Genomic DNA, 23,190 nt, shown 5'->3' with positions numbered 1-23,190 from the left:
GGCCCGACCGGGTCAGGCCCCTTCTGCGTGAGACGGTGGGACGTGCCGAAGGGTTCACACCTCCAGGCGCATGCCGTCGTGGGCCACCTCGATGCCAGCCGCGGTCAGGGTGGCATGCTCCTCGGACGCTTCATCGAGGATCGGGTTGGTGTTGTTGATATGGATCAGCACCCGGCGGGTCGCCGCGGGCAGCGTGCCCAGCGCCTCCAGCAGTCCGCTATCGCCGGCCAGCGCCAGATGGCCCATCTCTCGCCCGGTGGCGCGGCCGACGCCGGCGCGGATCAGCTCGTCGTCGTGCCACAGGGTGCCGTCGACCAGCACGCAGTCGGCTCCGGCCAGGTAGCCCCGCACCCGGTCATCCAGCTGGCCGAGGCCCGGGGCATAGAAGAGACGCGTGCCCTGGCGTTGGTCCTCGACCAGCAGGCCGATATTGTCGCCGGGCGTGGGCGCCCCCCGCCGCGGCGAGTAGGGCGGGGCATTGCTGGTCAGAGCCACGGCGGTGAAGCTCAGCCCCGGGCAGGCCGGCACCTCGAAGGTGGCCTCAAGATGCACCTCGTCGATGCCGATGGGCTGCCAGGCCAGGCCGCCCTGCCAGTGCTCGAGCATCGGGAAGAGCGGAAAGCCGCCGCTCAGGTCCTGGTGCACGTTGGGCGTGCACCAGACGTCGAGGGGGCACCCCTCGCGCAGCGACAGCAGCCCCGTGACGTGGTCGATCTGGCCGTCGACCAGCAGGACGGCGGCGACGCCGCTGTCTCGCGGAACCCGCCTGGGATGCAGTTCGGGGTTGGCCGCCAGCTGGGCGCGGATGTCGGGCGAGGCATTGCAGAGCAGCCAGCGCTCGCCGTCGCTGCTGATGGCGATCGAGGACTGGGTGCGCGGCCTGGCCGCGAGCTCTCCGCTACGCACGCCGAGACAGAGCCGGCAGTTGCAGTTCCATTGCGGGAAACCCCCGCCCGCCGCGGCGCCAAGCACCAATACCTGCATGTCACTCTCCGGCAGATTCCGGCAAAGAAAAGGCCGACGCACCCGGGGGCAGCGTCAGCCGTGTCGGTACCACCTCCCGCTCAAGGTCAGCGGTTGGAAATGTACAGCGTTACCTCGAAGCCGAGGCGTAGATCCTGGTAGGCAGGCTTGGTCCACATGGGAGTCCCTCCTCGCATCAGATGGTCGGTTTTCGTCAGACTGCACCTCTCAGTCAAGCACGCCGGGCGAGTTCTGCCTTGCGACCAAGGTCGTAGGGGGCGGGGTGGGAACCGATCACGATGTCCGGTGGGGATCACCAGTCCCGTCATCATGCGCCCCGGCAGGGATGTGGCCGCATTGTTGCTGAGAGGCAAAAGTCTTTTGCTTCGATCGGGGCCGGAAATCCCCCTGGTGAGGCAAGCGCCGCCCTAAGTTGTGCTAGACCTTCTGATGTCAATGCCTGAATCAGGATAACAATCACAACGAGGTGTGCCGCCCCCTGGCACACACTCCAGCGCGATGCGCGGAGACACGCCATGCTACGTACAATCCTCTGCACGGCAGCCGCCGCCGGGATGCTCTCGGCAGCCATTGCCCATGCCAACCAGAACCTGCTGGAGCTGCAGCAGAACCCCGAGTACTGGCCTACCCAGCTGGGCAACTACCAGGGCAACCGGTACAGCCAGCTGGACCAGATCAATCGCGACAACGTGAACGACCTGCGCTCGGTCTGGCAGTTCTCCACTGGCGTCCTGCGCGGCCACGAGGGCGGCCCCCTCTACGTGGGCGACGGACGCCTCTATATCCACACGCCGTTCCCCAACAAGGTCTTCGCCCTCGATCTGGAGGATGAGGGGCGAGTCGTCTGGAGCTACGAGCCCGACCAGGATTCCCGGGTCATCCCCGTGATGTGCTGCGATACCGTCAACCGTGGCCTAGCCTATGCCGACGGGCGACTCTTCCTCGGCCAGGCCGACAATACCCTGATCGCCCTGGATGCCGAGACCGGCGAGCTGCTCTGGGACGTCAGCAACGGGGACCACTCCGTCGGCGAGACCAACACCATGTCGCCGCTGGTGGTCCATGACAAGGTCATCGTCGGCATCAGCGGCGGCGAGTACGGTATCCGCGGCCACATGACCGCCTACGACGTCGAGAGCGGCGAAATGGTCTGGCGCGGCTACTCCACCGGCCCCGACGACGAGGTGCTGATCGACCCGGACGCCACCCTGATGATGGGCGAGCCCATCGGCGAGGCCGACCTCGGGGTGACGACCTGGCCCGAGGGCGAGTGGGAGCGCGGCGGCGGGGCCCCCTGGGGCTGGGTCACCTATGATCCCGACCTCGACTTGATCTACTACGGCACCGGCAACCCGGGAACCTGGAACCCCGACCAGCGCACCAAGGATGGCGAGCCGGCCGACAACAAGTGGGCGATCACCGTCTTCGCCCGCGACCCCAACGACGGCACGGTCAAGTGGGTCTACCAGAAGGTGCCCTTCGACGAGTGGGACTATGACGGGGTCAACGAGAACCAGCTGATCGACGTCGAGTTCAACGGCGAGGAGCGCAAGGGGCTGGCGATCATCGACCGCACCGGCTTCGGCTTCCTGCTGGACCGCGAGACCGGCGAGCTGCTGGTGGCCGAGAAGTTCGCCCCCGAGACCAACTGGGCCGACAGCTATGACATGGCGACCGGCCGACCCAACGTCAACGAGGAGTACAGCACCTTCCGCCAGGGGGTGAACGTCAACACCACCGACATCTGCCCCACCGCCATGGGCGCCAAGAACATGCAGCCCAGCGCCTACTCGCCCAAGACCGGGCTCCTCTACGCCGGGATCAACCGGATCTGCATGAACTACGAGCCCTACGAGACCGACTACGTGGCCGGCCAGCCCTATGTGGGGGCGACCCTGACCATGATGCCGGCGCCGCTGCAGAACGGCGGCATGGAAGGCCGCATGGGCAGCTTCATCGCCTGGGACCCGGTAGCCGGCGAGGTGGTCTGGGAGATCGACGAGCGCTTCGCGGTGTGGAGCGGCGCCCTGGCCACGGCCGGCGACCTGGCCTTCTACGGCACCCTGGAGGGCCATGTGAAGGCGGTGGATATCGAGACCGGCGAGGAGCTGTGGCGCTTCAAGACCCCCTCCGGAATCATCGGCAACGTGAACACCTTCATGCATGAGGGCAAGCAGTACGTGGGTGTGCTCTCCGGGGTCGGCGGCTGGGCAGGAATCGGCCTGGCGGCAGGGCTCGAGGATCCCGAGGAGGGCCTGGGGGCCGTCGGCGTCTTCTCGGCCCTGGGCGACTACACCAAGCTCGGCGGCGTGCTGACGGTCTTCGCACTGCCGGACTGAGCGACGTCCCACGTCCATCCGGCGGGGCTCGAGCGGTCGCCCGTGCCCCGCCGACCTATCCGACCCCGGGGGCCTTGCCCCCGGTGCCACGAGAAGGACGGTCTGCATGACGGTATTCCAGCATTTTTACGGCCATTCCCTGCCTGTTGTCCTGCTGAGTCTCTTGCTTGTCCCCCCGTCGCTGGCGAAGGAGCTGGGGGAGGCGCCCTACCGGCCCGGCGACTATGTGGTCGAGGACGGCAAGGTCGATCCCAACACCTACGAGGGGTATCTCGTCTACACCCGCGCCTGCATGGCCTGTCATGGGCCTGACGGCCTGGGCTCCTCCTTCGCCCCCAACCTTGTCCGCGCCGCCGAGCGCCGTGGCTGGGCCGATTTCGCCGGCACGGTAGCGGCGGGGCGCGAGGTGCAGCCGGGGCAGGTGATGCCCTCCTTCGCCGACGATCCCTACGTGATGCGCAATATTCCCTACATCTTCAGCTACATGAAGGCCCGCGGCGAGGGTGGGCTTGGCCGCGGCCGGCCACGCATCATCGAATCGATGGCGGAAGAGGCCGAGGCGCCTGGTGACGAGAGCGAGTAACGCCGCGAGGAGGCGGAATAGGGCCGCGGCGTCCATGCTGAGTCGAGTCCCAACGCCAACCGCCCGCCCACCCTTCCGGTAATGGAGGCCCCATGGCCAAAGGATTGCTTCGATGCCTGCCACTGCTGGTGGCGCTGCTCTCGGCAGGCCCGGCACTGGCCGATCTGCCGGAGCGCCAGGAGCGCGAGGCCCTGCGGGTCTGTGCCGACGGCAACAACCTGCCCTTCAGCAACGAGGCCGGCGAGGGCTTCGAGAACCGTATCGCCGAGCTGATGGCCGAGGACCTCGGCGTGCCCCTGGTCTATGTCTGGTCGCCTCAGGTGATGGGATTCGTGCGCAACACCCTGGAACTGAGGGTCTGCGACGTGATGATCGGCGCCGTGGCCGGCTACGAATTCGTGCAGAACAGCAACGAAGTCTACCGCTCGGTCTACGCCCTGGTGGTGCCCGAGGCGTCCGACCTCGAGGTCACCCGCCTGACGGATCCGGCGCTGCAGGGGCGGCGCATCGGCGTGGTGACCGAGACGCCCCCCCTGGTCCCCCTGCGCCGCACCGGGGCGATCCTCCAGAGCTATCCCCTGATGGTCGATACCCGGGTCCGGGCACCAGTGCGCGACGCCATCGAGGATGTGGTGGCCGGGCGCACCGAGGGCGCCGTGCTGTGGGGGCCGCTGGCCGGCTACTACGCCGCCCGCGCGGAGCCGCCGCTCAGGGTCATTCCGCTGGTCGACGATGACTCGGGGGCACGCCTGGACTACCGCATCACCATGGGGCTGCGCCGCGGGGAGCCCCACTGGAAGGACTGGATCAACGACTTCATCGACCGCCGCCGGGACGAGATCCACGCCATCCTCCAGGAATTCGGGGTGCCCCTGCTCGACCGGCGCGGCCAGCTGCTTTCCTCCGGCGCAGGAGGTGACCCATGAGTCTCGCACGATTGCCGGCACGGGCCGCGCCCGCGCTGCTGGCCTTGGCGCTTGGCTCGGGCCTGTTGCTCTGCGCTGCGCCGCCGGCCGAGGCCCAGCGCGCGGCGGCGGGACCTCCCGACTGGCCCTGCGTGCAGCGCCTGATTCCCGAACTGGCCTGGGGCACCCTCTGGGCCGGCCCCTCGCTGGACGACCTGGAGCAGCGCTGGTGGGAGGATGAGGAGGTCGGCCGGGTGGTGCGCTTCGCCATGGCCCGCAATACCCCCTCGGAGCAGGCGCTGGCGCGGGTAAGCGACTTCGTGGCATCGCTGGAGGATGACGAGGCACAAGCGCGGCTGACGCTGCTGTTCGCCGGGCTCTTCGAACTCACCGACCGCCAGCGCGGCCGCGCCATCGCCAGCGTGCGCCAGGCGAGCCGCGCCCAGGTGGCCCGCCTCGACACCATCTCCGCCATGATCGATGAGCTCGAGGCGCTGCGGGCCGAGACGGGAGCGAGCCCGGAAGAGATCGAGCGGCTCTCGGACGCCCTGTTCTGGGAGCAGCGCACCTTCCAACTGCGCCAGCAGACCCTGCCGGCCATGTGCGAGCAGCCCTATCTGCTGGAGGAGACCCTCAGCCGCATGGTGCGAGTGATCATGGAGCGGATGCCCTAGCGGCAAGGTGTCGCCGGGCAGATGACCACAACAAGACCAAAGACAGAGGCAGCCAAGGCTGCCTGAGGAGCCTGCATGAGATCCCTGCCACGCTTACCCCTACCGCGCTGGCTGGCGCTGGGCGGTATCGTCATCGGCCTGGGCTGGTCGGCCACGCTGCCGGCCGATGACCCGCAGACCATCACCCTCGGCTATCTCGGCATGGAGCGGCCGGACGACCAGGAACCGCTCTCGGTGCTCGACCCGGTGCTCGATGACGAGGGGCGCCAGGGAGCAAGGCTTGGGGTCAACGACAACAACGCCACGGCGCAGTTTCTCGGCCAGGCGTTCGTGCTGCACGAGGCCGAGGTGGCGCCGGGGGGCGATGTCGGCGAGGCGCTGGAGGGCCTGATCGACCAGGGGGCCGACTGGATCATCAGCGGCCTGCCCTCTGATGCGCTGCTGGAGGTGATGGCGCACCCGGCCCTGGGCGAACGCGTGGTATTCAACGCCTGGGCCCAGGATGACGCCCTGCGCGGCGAGGCCTGCCACCCCAACCTCTACCACACCACGCCGAGCCGGCGGATGCTGGCCGATGCCCTGGCCCAGTTCCTCGGCTACAAGCAGTGGGATCGCTGGGCGCTGGTCTACGGCAACACCGACGAGGATCGCCTGCTCGCCGAGACCCTGCGCGCCTCGGCCGCTCGCTACGGTCATCGCATCGTCGGCGACAAGATGTGGCCCCACGACCCCATGGCGCGCCGCGCCGAGGGGGGCTTCCACGCCATCCAGCGGGAGATCCCGGTGTTCGTCCAGGACCTCCCGGACCACGATGTCCTGGTGATCGCCGACGAGACCGACTACTTCGGCGAGTACTTCCCCTTCCAGACCTGGGCCCCTCGTCCGGTGGTGGGTACCCAGGGGCTGGTGGCCACCGCCTGGCACCGGGCCCACGAGTCCTGGGGGGCGGTGCAGCTGCAGCGCCGCTTCGAGAAGCTGGCCGACCGCTGGATGACGCCCCGCGACTTCGGCGCCTGGCTCGCCGTGCGCTCGCTGGGCGAGGCGGCGGCGCGCACCGGTTCCGTCGAGCGGGAAGCCGTGCTCGCCTACATGCTCGGCGAGGAGTTCGAGCTCGCCGGCTACCTCGGTTTCCCGGTCAGCTACCGCACCTGGAACCACCAGCTGCGCCAGCCGATCCTGATCACCGGCCCGCGCATGGTGGCCTCGGTGTCGCCCCAGGAGGGCTATCTGCATCCACGCACGCCGCTCGATGCGCTCGGCGCCGATGAGGGGGAATCATCATGTCGCTTCTGATTTCGCGGGGCCGGGCCCAGGCCTCCCGGCATCTCCTGCTCGGCCTGGCCCTGGGTGGCCTGCTGGCGCTGCCCCTCGCCGCCCAGGCTGAGCGCATCTTCGTCTCCAACGAGAAGGACAACACCATCTCGGTGATCGACGGCGCCAGCCTCGAGGTGGTGGAGACCATCCCGGTCGGCCGTCGTCCGCGCTCCATGGCCTTCAGCAGCGACGGCAGCGAGCTGTTCGTGGCGGTGGGCGACGACGAGGCCATCGACATGATCGACCTGGAGACTCTCCGAGTGGTGCGCAGCCAGGCCTCCGGCGACGACCCCGAGGTGATCCGCGTCGACCCCAACCGCCCCTATATCTATGTCTCCAACGAGGATGACAACATCGTCTCGGTGCTCGACTACGAGGCCCGCACCCTGGTCACCGAGATCCCCGTGGGGGTGGAGCCCGAGGGGCTGGGCATCAGCCCCGACGGGCGCTGGCTGGTCTCCACCACCGAGACCTCCAACATGGCGCACATCATCGATACCGAGACCATGGAGGCGGTCCACCACCGCCTGGTGGGGGCCCGGCCGCGGCACGCCGAGTTCACCCACGACGGGCGCGAGGCCTGGGTCTCGGCGGAGATCGCCGGCACGGTGTCGATCCTCGACATGGAGGAGACCTTCGACGTCAAGCACACCATCCGCTTCGACGTTCCCGGGGTACCTCGGGAGACCGTCCAGGCGGTGGGAATCGCCCTGACCTCCGACGGGCGCTACGCCTTCGTGGCGCTGGGGCCCTCCAACCGGGTGGCGGTGGTGGACCAGCAGACCTACGAGGTCCTCGACACCATCCTGGTGGGGCAGCGGGTCTGGCACCTGGCCCTCAACGCCGACGAGAGCCGCCTCTACACCACCAACGGGGTGAGCGGCGACGTCACCGTGATCGAGGTCGACCGCCTGAGGGCGATCCGCTCGATCCCGGTGGGGCGCTTCCCCTGGGGGGTGATCGTCGAACCGTGAGCGACTTGCCCACCAGGGAGGGGGGCGCACCTGCCCTCGAGGTCCAGGACCTGAGCTTCGCCTACGGCGGTCGGCCGGTGCTTGAGGCGATCTCCCTGGCCATCGCGGCCGGGGAGTTCGTGGTGTTGCTGGGCCCCAACGGCGCCGGCAAGACCACGCTCTTCTCGCTGGTCACCCGGCTGCACGATCGGCGCCGGGGCGAGATCCGTATCGGCGGCTTCGATGTGAGACGCCAGGCGGTGAAGGCCCATGCCCGGATCGGCGTGGTGTTCCAGCAGCCGACCCTGGACCTGGATCTCAGCGTTGGCCAGAACCTGGCCTATCATGCGGCCCTGCACGGCATGGGGCCCGGCGAGGCGCGCCGCCGGGCCGAGGCCCAGCTGGCCCGGGTCGGCCTCGCCGATCGCCGGCGCACCCGGGTACGGCTGCTTTCCGGCGGCCAGCGCCGGCGCGTGGAGATCGCCCGCGGCCTCCTCCACGAGCCGCGGTTGCTGCTCCTCGATGAGCCCACCGTGGGGCTCGACGTGGCCTCGCGGCGCGAGCTGGTCGAGCATGCCCATCGGCTCTGCGCCAAGGAGGGGGTGGCGGTGCTCTGGGCCACCCACCTGATCGACGAGGTGCGCCCGGGGGACCGGGTGCTGGTGCTGCATCGCGGGCGGCTCCTGGCCGACGGCACGCCCGAGGCACTCACTGCCCGGCTCGGCGTCGCCACCCTGGGGGAGGCCTTCGATCGCCTGGTCGGGAAGGAGGCGCCATGCAACTGATGCCCTGGTTGCACTGCCTGCGCGGCGTGGTGGGGCGCGAGCTGCTGCGCTTCCTGCACCAGCGCAGCCGCTTCTTCGCGGCCCTGGTGCGGCCGCTGGTGTGGCTGTTCGTGTTCGCCGTCGGCTTTCGCATGGCGCTGGGCGTGGCCATGACCGAGCCCTACCAGACCTACATCCTCTACGAGGTCTACATCGTGCCGGGGCTGGTGGGCATGATCCAGCTGTTCAACGGCATGCAGAGCTCGCTCTCCATGGTCTACGACCGCGAGATGGGCAGCATGCGGGTGCTGCTGGTCAGCCCCTTTCCGCGCTGGTACCTGCTGGTCTGCAAGCTGCTGGCCAGCACCCTGGTCTCGGTGGTGCAGGTCTATGTCTTCCTGGCCATCGCCTGGTGGTACGGCATCCAGGCGCCGCCGATGGGCTACCTGTGGATCCTGCCGGCGCTGCTGATCACCGGCTTCATGGTCGGTGCCCTGGGGCTGCTGCTCTCCACCTTCGTGCGTCAGCTGGAAAACTTCGCCGGGGTCATGAACTTCGTGATCTTTCCGATGTTCTTCCTCTCCTCGGCGCTCTATCCGCTGTGGCGCGTCCGCGAGGGCAGCTACCTGGTCTACCAGATCGCCGCCTGGAACCCCTTCACCCACGCGGTGGAGATGCTCCGCTTCGCCCTCTACGAGCGCTTCAACGGGGAGGCGATCCTGATCAGCGTGGCGGTGACCCTGGTGCTGCTGGCGCTGGCGATCCTCGGCTACAACCCCTCCCGCGGCCTGATGGCACGCAAGGGCGGAGGCGACTGAAGGCGAGGCGAGCGTTCAGGGCGCGGCGTCGGCCGCGAGGGCCTCGAGGTAGCGGATGATCTGACGGCGGGGCCGTTCGGCGAGTCCCCACAGCACCATGCGGTTGCCGGGCAGGAACTCCGCCGGGGCGGCGAGGAAGGCGTCGAGGGTCTCGGGGTTCCACTCGAAGTCGGCGGCCTCCAGCACCGGCGAGTAGCCGAAGTCCTCGAGGCCACCGGCGGGGCGCCCGATCAGCGCATGCAGGCTGGGGCCGGCGATATGCCGCCCCGGTGCCAGGCTGTGGCAGCCGACGCACTGGCTGCGAAACAGCCGTTCGCCCTGGCGGCGGTCGGCGTCATCGGCCGCCGCGGGCGTCGCGGCCAGGGCCGCCGAGAGGGCGATGCCCGTCAGCAGTCGACGCTGGCGGGGGGGGAGGGTAAGGCGTGTCACGGCGCGTCAGAAGCAGCGCAGGTTGGCATCGGCCTGGGCCTGGTGCAGGGCCTGCACCTGGTCCTGCATGCCGCGCTCGGTGCGGAACAGCACCCCCAGCTCGCCCCGCTGGTCCTGCATGCCCATCACCGTGGCGACCTGCTCATAGGTCTCGTAGCTGAGGTGCTCGGCGATGACGTCGATGCTGCAGGAGCACTTCTGCATGGTCAGGTAGTTGTTGCCGTTGGCCGCCATGCAGCCCAGCACATAGTCGACCCGGCTCTCCGTGGGGTAGTCGTTGGCCAGGGCAGCGGGGCTGCCCAGCAGCGAGAGCGCGAGCAGTGGGAGAGCCAGCAGGGGCAGAGTGGCCGAGCGGACAACGCCCGACAGCAGGAGGATGTGCTTCATCGGGACCTCGGGGGAGTGGAAGCTCCAGTGTCGATACCCTTCAAGCTATGGCACCTTGCCGCTTTTTTCCACTGCGTCGGCCGTCGAGGGGGGGGCGGGGGTCGGTCCGACGTTGCGGCGCACCGGCAGCAGCTCCTCGATATGCGCCACCAGGTAGTCGATGAACTGATAGACCTTGGGCGAGCGGTGGCGGTGGCGAGGATAGACGGCCCATACCGCGGTGTCGTCATGGCGATAGGCGTCGAGCACCGAGATCAGTTCGCCACTGGCGAGGTAGGGGTCTACATAATAGTCGGGCAGCTGGGCCAGCCCCAGCCCCTTGAGGGCGGCGTCGAGCAGGGCGGGACCGGAGTTGCCCTCCCAGGGGCCCTCGATGCGCACCTCGCGGCGCACGCCGTGGATGTCGAACCGCCAGTGATCCCGGGAACCGACCAGGCAGCGGTGCCGGGAGAGCTCCGAGAGGGTATGCGGCACCGGCACCCGGGCGAAGTACTCCGGGGAGCCGACGATATACTCGTGGCGTTCGCAGAGCCGCCGGGCGATCAGCGTCGAGTCCTTCAGGGTGCCCATGCGGATGGCGATGTCGTAGCCCTCGTTGATGATATCCACCTGGCGGTTGGTGAAGTGGAAGCGCACCTCGAGCTGCGGATTGAGCCGCATGAAGTCATTGATCAGCGGGGCCACGAAGCGTTCGCCGAAGGTGGTCGCCGAGGTCAGCTTGAGGACGCCGCGCGGCTGTGCCTGCAGGTCGTTGATGGCGGCCTCGGCATCGCGCAGCCCGTCGAACAGGTGGTGGCAGTGCTCGTAGTAGAGCGCCCCGGCATCGGTCAGCCGAATCTGGCGGGTGGTGCGGTAGAGAAGGGTGGTCCCCAACTGGGCCTCCAGCTGGCTGACCAGCCGGCTGACATGGGAGTTGGAGACCTTCAGCTGCCGTGCGGCGGCGGCGAAGGTCCCCAGGCGCACCACCTCGACGAATGCCTCCACCCTGTCCCAGCGTTGCATGGTCACCTCGTGAGGAAGAATTGTTGCTGTCGAACAACAATGTCATGTCTTTAATGCAGTTTATCCCAGGCCGGCGCTTTGCCTACACTGTTTCCACCTTTCGCCCATCGTCAACGAGGATATCGCCATGAAATCACGTGCCGCCGTCGCCCTGGAGCCCGGCAAGCCCCTGGAGCTCGTCGAGATCGACGTCGAGGGGCCCAAGGCCGGCGAGGTGCTGGTGAAGATCGCCGCCACCAGCGTCTGCCACACCGATGCCTACACCCTCTCCGGCGCCGATCCTGAGGGCAACTTCCCGGCGGTGCTGGGCCACGAGGGGGCCGGCATCGTCCAGGAGGTGGGCGAGGGGGTCACCAGCGTGCGCCCCGGCGACCACGTCATCCCGCTCTATACCGCCGAGTGCGGCAAGTGCAAGTTCTGCCTCTCCGGCAAGACCAACCTCTGTGGCAGTGTGCGCGCCACCCAGGGCAAGGGCCTGATGCCCGACGGCACCAGCCGCTTCTCGCTGAACGGCAAGATGCTGCACCACTACATGGGCACCTCCACCTTCAGCGAGTACACCGTGCTCCCCGAGGTGTCGCTCGCGGTGGTCTCCAAGGAGGCGCCGCTGGACAAGATCTGCCTGCTGGGCTGCGGCGTGACCACCGGTATCGGCGCGGTCATGAACACCGCCAAGGTGGAGCCGGGCTCCACCGTCGCCGTCTTCGGCCTCGGCGCCATCGGCCTCGCCGTGATCCAGGGCGCGGTGATGGCCAAGGCGTCGCGCATCATCGCCATCGACGTCAATCCCGAGAAATTCAAGCTGGCCGAGCAGTTCGGCGCCACCGACTTCGTCAATCCCAAGGACTACGGCGACCCCATCCAGCAGGTAATCATCGACCTGACCGACGGCGGCGTCGACTACTCCTTCGAGTGCATCGGCAACGTCAACGTCATGCGCTCTGCGCTGGAGTGCTGCCACAAGGGCTGGGGTGAGTCGATCATCATCGGCGTGGCCGGTGCCGGCGAGGAGATCTCCACCCGCCCGTTCCAGCTGGTCACCGGGCGGGTCTGGAAGGGCTCCGCCTTCGGCGGCGTCAAGGGGCGCTCGGAGCTGCCGGGCTACGTGGAGCAGTACATGAAGGGTGAGCTCAACATCGACGACTTCATCACCCATGACATGCCCTTCGAGAAGATCAACGAGGCCTTCGAGCTGCTGCATCGGGGTGAGAGCATCCGCACCGTCCTCCACTACTGACGCGCCGGGCGCCGTACCGCCCTTGACCCCCGACAGCGCGGCCGGGACAGGAGTCCCGGCCGCCAGGAGATCCCCCATGACCATGACCGAGAACCTGGAACTGGTGTCGGCCAACAAGAGCTTCGGCGGCTGGCACAAGCGCTACCGCCACCGCTCCCGGGCGTTGGACTGCGAGATGGTCTTCGCCATCTACCTGCCTCCCCAGGCCGAGACCGAGCGGGTGCCGCTGCTGTGGTGGCTCTCCGGCCTGACCTGCACGGACGAGAACTTCATGCAGAAGGCCGGTGCCCATCGCCTGGCGGCGGAGCTGGGCATCGCCATCGTCTGCCCCGACACCAGCCCGCGGGGCACCGACCTGCCCGGCGAGCATGACAGCTATGACTTCGGCAGCGGTGCCGGTTTCTATGTCAATGCCACCCAGGCGCCCTGGAAGAAACACTATCGCATGTACGACTACGTCACCGAGGAGCTCCCCTCGGTGGTGCGGCAGCACTTCCCGGTGAACGGGCGCGAGTCGATCAGCGGCCACTCCATGGGCGGCCACGGGGCACTGATCATGGCCCTGCGCCGGCCCGGCCACTACCGCTCGGTGTCGGCCTTCGCGCCCATCGTCAATCCCTCGGAGTGCCCCTGGGGCCAGAAGGCCTTTGGTGGCTACCTGGGCGAGGACCGCGGCAAGTGGACCCAGTACGACGCCTGCGAGCTGGTGGCCCGCGGTGCCTCCCGCCAGCCGCTGTTCATCGACCAGGGCGAGGCCGACGACTTCCTCGAGGAGCAGCTCAGGCCCGAGCGGCTGGAGGCGGTGTGCGCCGAGCACGACCACCCGCTCACCCTGCGGCGGCAGCCCGGCTACGACCACAGCTACTACTTCATCGCCTCCTTCATCGAGGACCACCTGCGCTATCACGCCGAACGGCTGCACAAGAACCGCTAGCGCGTTGAGGATGCGCCGGCCGCGTGCCTCCCTTGCCGCGATGCGAGCCCGTATACTGGCCGTCTGGCGTCGGGTTCGCAGGGGCGAGTGGTCGTGGGTCGAGCGATAGTGAGAAGAGGAATGGTCAGGGCATGGGGCCGCCGGCTGTGGGGCTGGCTGTGGCGCGCCCTGCTGGGTTTCGTGGTGCTCTCGGTGCTGCTGGTGCTGCTGTTTCGCCAGGTGCCGGTGTTCGGTTCCATGGTGATGGTGGAGCGCAAGGTGCAGTCCTGGATCGCCCGGGAGCCCATCGAGCTTCGCCACCAGTGGCGCCCCTGGGAGGCGCTCTCCGACCACGCCAAGCTGGCGGTGATCGCCGCCGAGGATCAGCGCTTTCCCGAGCATCGCGGCTTCGACCTGGTGGAGATGCGCCGAGCCTGGGAGTCCAATCGCGCCGGGGGGCGCCTGCGCGGGGCCAGCACCCTGAGCCAGCAGACCGCCAAGAATCTCTTCCTGTGGACCGGGCGCAGCTGGGCGCGCAAGGGGCTGGAGGCGTGGTTCACCCTGCTGATCGAGACCCTGTGGCCCAAGCAGCGCATCCTCGAGGTCTACCTCAACGTCGCCGAATGGGACAGCGGCGTGTTTGGCCTGGAGGCCGCGGCCCAGCACTATTTCGGGGTCTCCGCCGGCCAGCTCACGGCCGTGCAGGCCAGCCGCCTGGCGGCCATCCTGCCCAACCCGCGGGGCTGGGATGCGGCGCGCCCCAGCCCCCACGTTGAGCGGCGCAGCGTCTGGATCCGCCAGCAGATGAACAACCTGGGCGGGCCGGCCTATCTTGAAAGACTCTAGCCTCGTCTGCCCGCCGACTTCGGGAGTCCGCCATGACCGAATCGACCGTCAACCCCAAGCGCCGCCTGCGCGGCAAGACCCGCGGCCGTGAACTGGCACCGGTGGCCCTGGCCGCCCTGCGCGTGCTGCTCGGCGACGAGCGCGAGGCGCCGGAGCTGCGCCGCCGCGACAGGCTGATCGAGCACCTGCACGCCATCCAGGATGCCCACGGTCACCTCTCCCTGGTGGCGCTCCGGGCGCTGGCCGCCTACATGAACCTGCCCATGGCGGCCATCTACGAGACCGCCACCTTCTACGCCCAATTCGACGTGGTCCACGACGGTGAGGCCACGCCGCCGGAGGTCACCGTGCGGGTCTGCGACTCGCTCTCCTGTGTGCTGGCCGGCGCCGATGCCCTGCGCGAGCGCCTGGCGGCGGGCCTCGACCCCGAGGCGGTGCGGGTGGTGCGTGCCCCCTGCATGGGGCGCTGCGACAGCGCCCCGGTGGTCGAGGTGGGCCATCACCACCTGCTCTACGCCACCCCGGAGGGGGTCGAGGCGGTGGTGGATACCGGCCACACCCATCCCGAGGCGATCCTCTGGCAGAGCCTGGCCGACTACCGTGCCAGCGGCGGCTACTCGCTGCTGATCCGGTGTCGCGCCGGCGAGGTGGACGTCGAGGTGCTGATCGATGAGCTCGAGCGCGCCGGCCTGCGCGGCCTGGGCGGCGCCGGCTTCCCCACCTTTCGCAAGTGGCAGGCGGTGCGCGCCGAGCCCGCGCCCCGCTACGCGGTGATCAACGCCGACGAGGGCGAACCCGGCACCTTCAAGGATCGCTTCTATCTAGAGCGCGAGCCACACCGCTTCCTGGAGGGCGCCCTGGTCAGTGCCTGGGCGGTGGAGGCCAGCGCGCTCTATGTCTACCTGCGCGACGAATATCCCGGGCTGCACCGGGTGCTTACCGAGGCGATCGCCGAGCTCGAGGCCGCGGGCCTGGTCGCCCCAGGCTTCGTGGTGCTGCGCCGCGGCGCCGGCGCCTACATCTGCGGCGAGGAGTCGGCGCTGATCGAGTCGCTGGAGGGCAAGCCCGGCAAGCCGCGCCACCGGCCCCCCTTCGTGGCCCAGCGGGGGCTCTTCGGCCGGCCGACTCTGGTCAACAACGTCGAGACGGTCGCCTGGATTCCCGTGATCCACGAGAAGGGCGCTGACTGGTTCGCGGGCCAGGGCCGGCACGGGCGCAAGGGGCTGCGCAGCTTCTCGGTCTCCGGCCGGGTCAAGCGGCCCGGAGTGCACCTGGCCCCCGCCGGCATCACCCTGGCCGAGCTGCTCGAGGAGTACTGCGGCGGTATGGCCGAGGGACACCGCCTCGCCGGCTACCTGCCCGGCGGCGCCTCGGGGGGAATACTCCCGGTCGGCAAGGCGGATATCCCGCTGGACTTCGATACGCTCCAGGAGCACGGCTGCTTTATCGGCTCGGCGGCGATCATCGTGCTCTCGGACCAGGACGATCTGCGCGCGGTGGCCGCCAATCTGCTGGCCTTCTTCGCCGACGAGTCCTGCGGCCAGTGCACGCCGTGCCGGGTGGGCACCGAGAAGATGCTGACCCTGCTGGAGCGTGACGCCTGGGACGTCGAGGCGCTCGAGCGCCTCGCCCGGGTGATGATGGATGCCTCCATCTGCGGCCTGGGCCAGGCGGCGCCCAATCCGGTGCTGAGCCTGCTGCGCGACTTCCGCGGCGAGCTCGAAGCCCAGAACCTCATCGTGAAAGGGTAGGGAGGCAGACCATGCAGACCCCGCAGACCCCGAACCCCAAGACCTTTACCCTGACCCTGGACGGCGTCGAGGTGAGCGCCCGTCCCGGCGAGACCCTCTGGCAGGTGGCCAGACGCTTTGGTGAGACCATTCCCCATCTCTGCTTCAAGGACGCCCCGGGCTATCGGGCCGACGGCAACTGCCGCGCCTGCATGGTGGAGATCGAGGGGGAGCGGGTGCTGGCGGCCAGCTGCCTCCGCGAGGCGGCCCCCGGCATGGTGGTGAGGAGCGCCAGCTCCGAGCGCGCTCGCGAGGCGCGGGAGTCCGTGCTGGCGCTGTTGCTCGCCGACCAGCCCGAGCGGGAGGCGAGCCCCGACCGCGCCAGCCACCTCTGGTCCATGGCCGAGGCGCTGGCCATCGATGCCACGGCGGTGGGCGAGTGGCTGCCCGCCCGGGCGGAGCGCGCCACGCCCACCGTTCACCATGTGCGCCCCCGGGAGGCGCAGCGCTTCCAGGATGCCTCCCACACCGCGATGAACGTCAACCTGGACGCCTGCATCGAGTGCGGCCTCTGCGTGCGCGCCTGCCGCGAGGTGCAGGGCAACGACGTCATCGGCCTGGCCCACCGCGGTGCGGCGGCGAAGATCGTCTTCGACTTCGACGACCCCATGGGGGAGAGCACCTGCGTGGCCTGCGGCGAGTGCGTTCAGGCCTGCCCCACCGGAGCGCTGATGCCGGCGACCCTGATCGACGAGGCGGGCCGCGGCGACTCCGCCGCGGCCGACCGCGCCGTGGATTCCGTCTGCCCCTACTGCGGGGTGGGCTGCCAACTTACCTACCATGTGAAGGATGAGCAGATTCTCTTCGTGACCGGCAGGGACGGCCCCGCCAACCAGGGGCGACTCTGCGTCAAGGGGCGCTTCGGCTTCGACTATCCCAACCACCCGGCGCGCCTGACCCGGCCGCTGATCCGCCGGCCCGGCGTGGCCAAGGGGCTCGACCCCGACTTCGACCCGGCAAGGCCGCTGACCCACTTCTTTGAAGCGAGCTGGGAGGAGGCGCTGGCGCTCGCCGCCGATGGGCTCGTCGACCTCAAGACGGCCCACGGGCCTGGGGCGCTGGCTGGCTTCGGCAGCGCCAAGTGCTCCAACGAGGAGGCGTGGCTGTTCCAGAAGCTGGTGCGTACCGGCTTCGGCTCCAACCACGTGGACCACTGCACCCGGCTCTGTCATGCCAGCTCGGTGGCCGCGCTGATGGAGTGCCTGGGCTCGGGGGCGGTGACGGCGTCGTTCATGCAGGCGCTCGAGGCCGACGTGGTGCTCCTCACCGGCTGTAACCCGGCGATCAACCATCCGGTGGCGGCCACCTACTTCAAGCAGGCGGCGAGGGGCGGCACCCGGCTGATCATCCTCGACCCCCGCGGCCAGGCGCTGGATGCCTACGCCTGGCGCAGCGTGCGCTTCTCCCCCGGCGGCGACGTGGCGCTCTACAACGCCATGCTCAATGTGATCATCGACGAGGCGCTCTACGATCAGGCCTATATCGACGCCCATACCGAGGGCTTCGCGGCACTCAAGCGAAGCGTGGTGGACATGACCCCCGAGGCGATGAGCGGCCTGTGCGGGGTCGCCCCCGAGACCATCCGCGAGATCGCCCGGGCCTATGCTACCGCCGAGCGGGCGATGATCTTCTGGGGCATGGGCATCTCCCAGCACGTCCACGGCACCGACAACGCCCGCTGCCTGATCTCGCTGGCGCTGGCCTGTGGCCAGACCGGGCGCCCCGGCACCGGCCTGCACCCGCTGCGCGGCCAGAACAACGTGCAGGGCGCCTCGGATGCCGGCCTGATCCCCATGGTGCTCCCCGACTACCAGCCGGTGGGCGACGCCCAGCTGCGCGCCGCCTTCGAGGAGCTCTGGGGCGCCGAGCTCGACCCGGAGCCCGGGCTCACCGTGGTGGAGATCATGGATGCCATCCTGGCCGGCCGGATCCGCGGCATGTATATCCTCGGCGAGAACCCCGCCATGTCCGACCCGGACCTGAACCATGCCCGCCAGGCCCTGGCGGCCCTGGAGCACCTGGTGGTGCAGGATCTCTTCGTCACCGAGACTGCCCAGTTCGCCGATGTCATCCTGCCGGCCACCGCCTGGCCGGAGAAGGAGGGCACGGTCACCAACACCAACCGCCAGGTGCAGCTGGGCCGCGCCGCCGTGGCGCCGCCGGGGGAGGCGCGGCCCGACTGGTGGATCATCCAGGAGATCGCCCGGCGCTTCGGCCTGGCCTGGGACTACGCTCACCCGAGCGAGGTGTTCGCCGAGATGAAGCGGGGCATGCACTCCCTCGACAATATCTCCTGGGAGCGCCTGGAGCGGGAGGGCTCGGTGACCTATCCGTGCCCCGCCGAGGATGCCCCGGGCCAGGATGTGGTGTTCGCCGATGCCTTCCCGCGGGACGGCGGGCGGGCCAGGTTCGCCCCCACCCGTCCGCTGCCGCCGGACGAGCCGATCGACGCCGCCTACCCCACGGTGCTGACCACCGGGCGGCTGCTGGAGCACTGGCACACCGGCGCCATGACGCGGCGCGCCAGCGTGCTCGACGCCCTGGAGCCCGAGGCGACGGCCAGCCTCTCGCCGGGAGAGCTCAACCGCCTCGGGGTGGCGCCGGGTGAGGCGATCACCATCGCCACCCGCCGCGGCCAGATCACCCTGACGGCCCGGGTCGACCCGGGGATGCCCGACGGCATGGTCTTCGTGCCCTTCGCCTACGTGGAGGCGGCGGCCAACCTGCTCACCAATCCGGCCCTGGACCCCTTCGGCAAGATCCCGGAGTTCAAGTACGCGGCCTGTCGCCTGTCGTCGGCGGCGTCCTGACCACCAGCACCACGCCGGCGATGGCGACGGCCATGCCGACCAGCGAGATGGACGGCAGCGCCTCGTCGAAGAGCCACCAGGCCTGCAGGGCGGTGACCGGCGGCACCAGATAGAAGAGGCTCGCCACCCGCGAGGCCTCGCCGCGCCTGATCAGCGCCATCAGCAGCAGGATGGCGGCGATCGACAGCACCAGCACCAGCCAGCCCAGGGTGAGGGCGAAGGTGGGCGTCCAGGTCACGCGGCGCTCCTCGAAGAGCAGGGCGCCGAGTCCCAGCACCGCCCCCGCCGCCAGGTACTGCACCACGGTCCCGGAGAGCAGCGGCATGCCGGTGCAGTGGCGCTTCTGGTAGAGGGTGCCGCCGGAGATGCCGACCAAGGCCACCAGGATGGCCAGCAGGGCGCCGGCGCCGAAGCCCTGGAAGAGCGCCTCGCCCGGGTCCAGCTTGCCGCCCAGCACCAGGGTGACGCCGACGAGCCCCAGCCCCAGCCCCAGCCACTGGCGCCCGCCCAGCCGCTCGCCCAGCAAGGGGCCGGCGAGCCCGGCGGTGAGCAGCGGCTGCAGCCCCACCAGCAGCGAGGCGAGCCCCGCCGGCATGCCCAGGTAGATGCCGTAGAAGACCCCGCCCAGGTAGGCGCCGTGCACCAGCAGGCCGGAGACGGCGATATGCCCCCATAGCCGAGCCCCTCGCGGCCACTCCCCAGAGAGCCAGTGGGCCAGCGGCACCAGCAGTGCCAGGGTCAGCAAGAAGCGGATGAACAGGAAGGTGAAGGGCTCGGCGTAGGGCAGGCCGAACTTGGCACCGATGAAGCCGGTGCTCCACAGCACGACGAACAGCAGCGGCATGGCGGCAAGCCAGAGACTGGCAGCGCGGGAGGCAGGGGGCATGCGAAACATCCATGTCAGGAAGTCGGGTCAGCCCACGACCATACTGCGCCGCTCGAGTTTCGCCTAGCCCCCGGGAGGGTGTTGTCGGCATTGCTGGGGAATGAATGTCATTATCATTCTCCGGGAGTGCCGAGAAAGCGCCCATGGCAGGCCTGGTGGCGAAGCGATGACTCAGGGTGTCGCTTATCGGCAACGAATGTAAAGTTGCTCACACTTCATGTTTCAAAGTTTTACACGAAAAATCTGAACGCCGAACGGTTGCCACCGTCACAGTTCCCACATGCACGCAACGCCCCGACGGGGTCCTATAACGACTGGAGGAACTCATGAAACGGATGACCGCTCTCTTCTCTGCCGCCCTGCTCAGCGCCGGCCTGATGTCCGCCACCGCCCACGCCCAGCAGGATCCGGCACAGGACCCGGCGGCCGCTCCCGAGCAGCCCCAGGCCGCCGCCCCGGCCATGGACTTCTCCGACGAGCAGCTGCAGCAGTTCGCCGATGCCTCCCAGGAGATCGCCGTGATCTCCCAGGAGTACACCGAGCGCCTGCACTCCGCCGAGGATGAGGCCTCCCAGCAGGAGGTGCGCATGGAAGCCAACGACAAGATGGTCGAGGTGGTCGAGGAGAGCGGTCTCGACGTGGATACCTTCAACGCCATCGGTCAGGCCATCCAGCAGGATCCCGAGCTGATGCAGCGTGTTCAGGAGATGGCCCAGTCGTAAGCCGCTCCTGACTCCACGCCGACTCCCATCGGCATCGCAAACGGCCACCCCTCGGGGTGGCCGTTTGCATGTGCGCCGGCTTTACAGCACCGCCGACAGCTCCCAGACTTCCGGCATGTGACCAGCCGGACGGGAGCGCGACCCATGGAAGTGGAACTGCTGGAAATCCGCCAGCATATGGGGCGCTTCCCGCCCTTCGATGCCCTCTCGGACGACCTGCTCGACGAGATCGCCGGTCAGGTCGAGGTGGCCTACTACCGTGCCGGCAGCGAGATCCTGCTCCTCGATCAGGAGATCCACGAACTGGGCTACATCCGCAGCGGCGCCGTGGAGGTCTATCGCCGCAACGGCGACCTCTACGACCGCCGCGGTGAGGGCGATATCTTCGGCCACTTCAGCCTGCTGCGAAATCACCGGGTCCGCTACCCTGTGCGGGCGCTGGAGGACAGCCTGATCTACTTCCTCCCGGATGCGCTCTTCCAGCGTCTCTGCGAGGAGGATGAGCACTTCGCCGAGTTCGTGGAACTGGAGCGCCCGCGACTCGAGTCGGCGGTGGAGCAGCACAAGAAGCAGAACGACATGATGATCACCCGGGTGCGCAAGCTGCTGACCCGCTACCCGGTGATGGTGGTAGCGAGTACCACGGTGCAGGAGGCCGCGCGCTTGCTGGGCGACTTCGGCGCCTCGGCGGTGCTGGTGCTGGATGCCCCCGGCGACAATCCCCGCTATACCTTCCGCGACAGCGAGGAGCGCGCCTGGCAGGTGCGCGGCATCCTCACCGACAGCGACTTCCGCCAGATGGTGGCCGAGGGGCGCGGCCCCGAGACGCCGGTGGGCGAGGTGGCCGGTGACCGGCTGGTGGCGATCCAGTCCGACGAGTCGGTCCACGAAGCGATGCTCACCATGCTGCGCAACAACATCCACCACCTGCCGGTGATGCATCGCCGCCACCCGGTGGGCATCGTCCACCTCTCCGACATCATCCGCTACGAGACCCACTCCAGCCTCTACCTGGTCAGCAACATCTTCAACCAGTCCACGGCCGAAGGTCTGGCCAAGCTGGCCCCGGACGTGCGTGCCGCCTTCGTGCGCATGGTGGAGGATGGCGCCGACTCGCGGATGATCGGCAGCGCGCTCTCCACCATCGGGCGCAGCTTTACCCGCCGCCTGCTTGAGCTGGCCGAGGAGGCGCTGGGGCCGCCGCCGGTGCCCTACTGCTTCATGGCCATGGGTTCCATGGCGCGCAACGAGCAGTCCATCGTCACCGACCAGGACAACGCTCTGGTGCTGGATGACGCCTTCGACCCCGCGGCCCACGACGCCTACTTCCGGGAGATGGCGAAGATCGTCAGCGACGGCCTGCACGCCTGCGGCTACACCTACTGCAGCGGCGACATCATGGCCACCAACCCGCGCTGGCGGCAGCCGCTGGCGGTCTGGAAGGGCTACTTCGAGGACTGGATCCACGACCCGACCCCGGAGCGGCTGCTGCACAGCTCGATCTTCTTCGACCTCGATGTGGTCCACGGCGAGAACGTCTTCGTCGAGCAGCTCCAGGACTTGGTGGCCGAGCAGGCGCCGAAAAGCCCGCTGTTCCTGGCCGCCATGGCGCGCAACGCCCTGAACCGCACCCCGCCGCTGGGCTTCTTCCGCACCTTCGTGATGGAGAAGGATGGCAAGCAGAACAACTCCATCAACCTCAAGCGGCGCGGCACCGCGCCGCTCACCGACCTGATCCGGGTCCACGCCCTGGCCTGCGGCTCCCGGGCCCAGAACAGCTTCGAGCGCCTCGACGACATCGATCGCACCCAGTTGCTGGCACAAGGGGTCAGCGACAAGCTGCGCTACGCCCTGGAGTTCCTCGCCATGTCGCGCATCCGCCATCAGGTGTTCGACCTGCAGCACGAGCGTGCCCCGGACAACAACATCGAGCCGGAGAACGTCTCCGACGCCGAGCGCCACACCCTCAAGGATGCCTTCCAGGTGCTCAGCAACGCCCAGAAGTTTCTGAAGTTCCGCTATCCGGTCCCGGCCACGGCGGCGCGCCGCCCGCGAGGGACCCGGTGATTCGCCTGCCTGGCGCAACGCGCCAGCAGGAACCCGGCTGGCCGGAATATCTGGCGGACCGCGCCGCCCGGGTACAAGACACGCTGCTTCAGGACTATTTCGCCGCGGGCTGCCCGGACCCCGCCACCCCCATCGGCGAGGTGCCGCTGGTGGCGCTGGATATCGAGACCACCGGCCTCGACCCGCGCCGCCATGCCATCGTCAGCGTCGGAGTGGTGCCCTTCACCCTGGCACGCATCCCGCTGCGCGAGCGACGCTACTGGGTGCTCAAGCCGGTCCGTGAGCTCACCGAGCAATCGGTGATCCTGCACCGCATCACCCACGGCGAGGTGGCGAACGCCCCCGACCTCGCCGCGATCCTGCCCGAGCTGCTGGAGGTGCTGAAGGGGCGCGTGACCGTGGTGCACTATCGCCAGATCGAGCGGCCCTTCCTCGACTCCGCCATCCAGGCCCGGCTGGGGGAGGGGCTGCGCTTCCCGGTGATCGACACCATGTCCCTGGAGGCGCGCCTCCATCGCCAGTCGCTCTGGGCGCGCTTTCGCCGCTGGCTGGGCCGTCCGCCGGTCTCCATCCGCCTGCACAACAGCCGGGCGCGCTATGGTCTGCCCGCCTACCAGGGGCACCATGCCCTGGTGGACGCCCTGGCCACCGCCGAGCTGCTGCACGCCCAGGTGGCCCGCCACTACTCCGCCGACACCCCGGTGGGCGAGCTGTGGAACTGAACGAAGGAGGGCGGCCAGTGGCCGCCCTTCTTCGTTCATGCTGCG

The 23,190-nt window shown here is 68.9% G+C and carries 22 protein-coding genes; 16 read left to right on the top strand and 6 right to left on the bottom strand.

Annotated elements, in window-relative coordinates; all coding sequences use genetic code 11:
- Positions 1–54: 54 nt before the first annotated feature.
- Both pqqB and pqqA read right to left on the bottom strand, forming a co-directional pair.
- Positions 55–984 (bottom strand): pyrroloquinoline quinone biosynthesis protein PqqB, encoded by a 930-nt coding sequence (gene pqqB, locus D1793_RS15090; RefSeq protein ID WP_119022886.1) that lies wholly within the window; start codon positions 982–984, stop codon positions 55–57.
- Positions 985–1,070: 86 nt separating this feature from the next.
- Positions 1,071–1,142 (bottom strand): pyrroloquinoline quinone precursor peptide PqqA, encoded by a 72-nt coding sequence (pqqA, locus tag D1793_RS15085; protein WP_119023712.1) that lies wholly within the window; start codon positions 1,140–1,142, stop codon positions 1,071–1,073.
- Positions 1,143–1,499: 357 nt separating this feature from the next.
- On the opposite strand from pqqA, the gene D1793_RS15080 reads away from it, so the two are divergent.
- The 8 genes from D1793_RS15080 (at position 1,500) to D1793_RS15045 (ending at position 9,334) form a co-directional block, all read left to right on the top strand.
- Entirely contained in the window at positions 1,500–3,323 is a 1,824-nt protein-coding gene (locus tag D1793_RS15080) for a methanol/ethanol family PQQ-dependent dehydrogenase (protein WP_119022885.1), read from the top strand.
- Between the two features lie 106 nt (positions 3,324–3,429).
- Positions 3,430–3,906, top strand: coding sequence for a cytochrome c (locus D1793_RS15075; protein WP_119022884.1), 477 nt, complete (start codon positions 3,430–3,432; stop codon positions 3,904–3,906).
- A 92-nt stretch (positions 3,907–3,998) separates the two neighbouring features.
- Positions 3,999–4,832: a quinoprotein dehydrogenase-associated putative ABC transporter substrate-binding protein gene (locus D1793_RS15070; protein ID WP_119022883.1), complete on the top strand. Its 834-nt coding sequence runs from the start codon at positions 3,999–4,001 to the stop codon at positions 4,830–4,832.
- Positions 4,829–5,485 (top strand): hypothetical protein, encoded by a 657-nt coding sequence (locus tag D1793_RS15065; RefSeq protein ID WP_162899984.1) that lies wholly within the window; start codon positions 4,829–4,831, stop codon positions 5,483–5,485. Before D1793_RS15070 ends, D1793_RS15065 begins: the two co-directional genes overlap by 4 nt.
- Before the next feature lie 75 nt (positions 5,486–5,560).
- Positions 5,561–6,778 (top strand): ABC transporter substrate-binding protein, encoded by a 1,218-nt coding sequence (locus tag D1793_RS15060; RefSeq protein WP_119022881.1) that lies wholly within the window; start codon positions 5,561–5,563, stop codon positions 6,776–6,778.
- Complete coding sequence (locus D1793_RS15055; RefSeq protein ID WP_119022880.1) at positions 6,766–7,773, top strand: PQQ-dependent catabolism-associated beta-propeller protein; 1,008 nt, start codon at positions 6,766–6,768, stop codon at positions 7,771–7,773. Before D1793_RS15060 ends, D1793_RS15055 begins: the two co-directional genes overlap by 13 nt.
- A complete protein-coding gene (locus D1793_RS15050; protein ID WP_240407685.1) occupies positions 7,770–8,537 on the top strand; it encodes an ABC transporter ATP-binding protein in 768 nt (255 codons plus the stop codon). The genes D1793_RS15055 and D1793_RS15050 overlap by 4 nt, the downstream gene beginning before the upstream one ends.
- Positions 8,528–9,334: an ABC transporter permease gene (locus tag D1793_RS15045; RefSeq protein WP_119022878.1), complete on the top strand. Its 807-nt coding sequence runs from the start codon at positions 8,528–8,530 to the stop codon at positions 9,332–9,334. The genes D1793_RS15050 and D1793_RS15045 overlap by 10 nt, the downstream gene beginning before the upstream one ends.
- A 15-nt stretch (positions 9,335–9,349) precedes the next feature.
- Here the strand turns inward: D1793_RS15045 and D1793_RS15040 are convergent, their stop codons facing one another.
- From D1793_RS15040 to D1793_RS15030, 3 genes are read right to left on the bottom strand one after another with little or no spacing between them, the layout of a single operon-like run.
- Positions 9,350–9,763 carry a c-type cytochrome gene (locus tag D1793_RS15040; RefSeq protein ID WP_119022877.1) on the bottom strand — a complete coding sequence of 138 codons (414 nt, stop codon included), beginning with the start codon at positions 9,761–9,763 and terminating at the stop codon, positions 9,350–9,352.
- Positions 9,764–9,769: 6 nt separating this feature from the next.
- Entirely contained in the window at positions 9,770–10,150 is a 381-nt protein-coding gene (locus D1793_RS15035) for a hypothetical protein (protein ID WP_205527561.1), read from the bottom strand.
- Between the two features lie 45 nt (positions 10,151–10,195).
- Positions 10,196–11,152: a LysR family transcriptional regulator gene (locus D1793_RS15030; protein WP_119022876.1), complete on the bottom strand. Its 957-nt coding sequence runs from the start codon at positions 11,150–11,152 to the stop codon at positions 10,196–10,198.
- Between the two features lie 127 nt (positions 11,153–11,279).
- On the opposite strand from D1793_RS15030, the gene D1793_RS15025 reads away from it, so the two are divergent.
- From D1793_RS15025 to fdhF, 5 genes are all read left to right on the top strand, one after another.
- The gene (locus D1793_RS15025; protein WP_119022875.1) at positions 11,280–12,389 is read left to right on the top strand and encodes an S-(hydroxymethyl)glutathione dehydrogenase/class III alcohol dehydrogenase; all 1,110 of its coding nucleotides are present in this window, start codon (positions 11,280–11,282) and stop codon (positions 12,387–12,389) included.
- A gap of 76 nt (positions 12,390–12,465) precedes the next feature.
- Positions 12,466–13,323 (top strand): S-formylglutathione hydrolase, encoded by an 858-nt coding sequence (gene fghA, locus D1793_RS15020; protein WP_119022874.1) that lies wholly within the window; start codon positions 12,466–12,468, stop codon positions 13,321–13,323.
- A 120-nt stretch (positions 13,324–13,443) separates the two neighbouring features.
- Positions 13,444–14,148 carry a monofunctional biosynthetic peptidoglycan transglycosylase gene (gene mtgA / locus D1793_RS15015; protein ID WP_119022873.1) on the top strand — a complete coding sequence of 235 codons (705 nt, stop codon included), beginning with the start codon at positions 13,444–13,446 and terminating at the stop codon, positions 14,146–14,148.
- 32 nt (positions 14,149–14,180) lie between these two features.
- Positions 14,181–15,899 carry an NADH-ubiquinone oxidoreductase-F iron-sulfur binding region domain-containing protein gene (locus D1793_RS15010; RefSeq protein WP_119022872.1) on the top strand — a complete coding sequence of 573 codons (1,719 nt, stop codon included), beginning with the start codon at positions 14,181–14,183 and terminating at the stop codon, positions 15,897–15,899.
- An 11-nt stretch (positions 15,900–15,910) separates the two neighbouring features.
- Entirely contained in the window at positions 15,911–18,748 is a 2,838-nt protein-coding gene (gene fdhF / locus D1793_RS15005) for a formate dehydrogenase subunit alpha (RefSeq protein ID WP_119022871.1), read from the top strand.
- Here the strand turns inward: fdhF and D1793_RS15000 are convergent.
- Positions 18,708–19,634 (bottom strand): DMT family transporter, encoded by a 927-nt coding sequence (locus D1793_RS15000; protein WP_119022870.1) that lies wholly within the window; start codon positions 19,632–19,634, stop codon positions 18,708–18,710. The two genes, fdhF and D1793_RS15000, sit on opposite strands and share 41 nt — an antisense overlap.
- A gap of 326 nt (positions 19,635–19,960) precedes the next feature.
- On the opposite strand from D1793_RS15000, the gene D1793_RS14995 reads away from it, so the two are divergent.
- The 3 genes from D1793_RS14995 to D1793_RS14985 all read left to right on the top strand — a co-directional run bounded on the left by D1793_RS14995 (position 19,961) and on the right by D1793_RS14985 (position 23,145).
- Positions 19,961–20,356 (top strand): DUF4168 domain-containing protein, encoded by a 396-nt coding sequence (locus D1793_RS14995; protein ID WP_110068552.1) that lies wholly within the window; start codon positions 19,961–19,963, stop codon positions 20,354–20,356.
- Between the two features lie 144 nt (positions 20,357–20,500).
- Entirely contained in the window at positions 20,501–22,423 is a 1,923-nt protein-coding gene (locus D1793_RS14990; protein ID WP_119022869.1) for a DUF294 nucleotidyltransferase-like domain-containing protein, read from the top strand.
- On the top strand, positions 22,420–23,145 hold the full coding sequence (locus D1793_RS14985; RefSeq protein ID WP_119022868.1) for a 3'-5' exonuclease: 726 nt from the start codon (positions 22,420–22,422) through the stop codon (positions 23,143–23,145). Before D1793_RS14990 ends, D1793_RS14985 begins: the two co-directional genes overlap by 4 nt.
- Positions 23,146–23,190 lie beyond the last annotated feature (45 nt).

This window comes from Halomonas sp. JS92-SW72, assembly GCF_003547075.1.
In the GTDB taxonomy this organism is placed as follows: Bacteria; Pseudomonadota; Gammaproteobacteria; order Pseudomonadales; family Halomonadaceae; genus Halomonas; species Halomonas alkalicola.
Note: the sequence above shows the minus strand (reverse complement) of the source record. Positions and strands in the feature narration are given on the sequence as shown.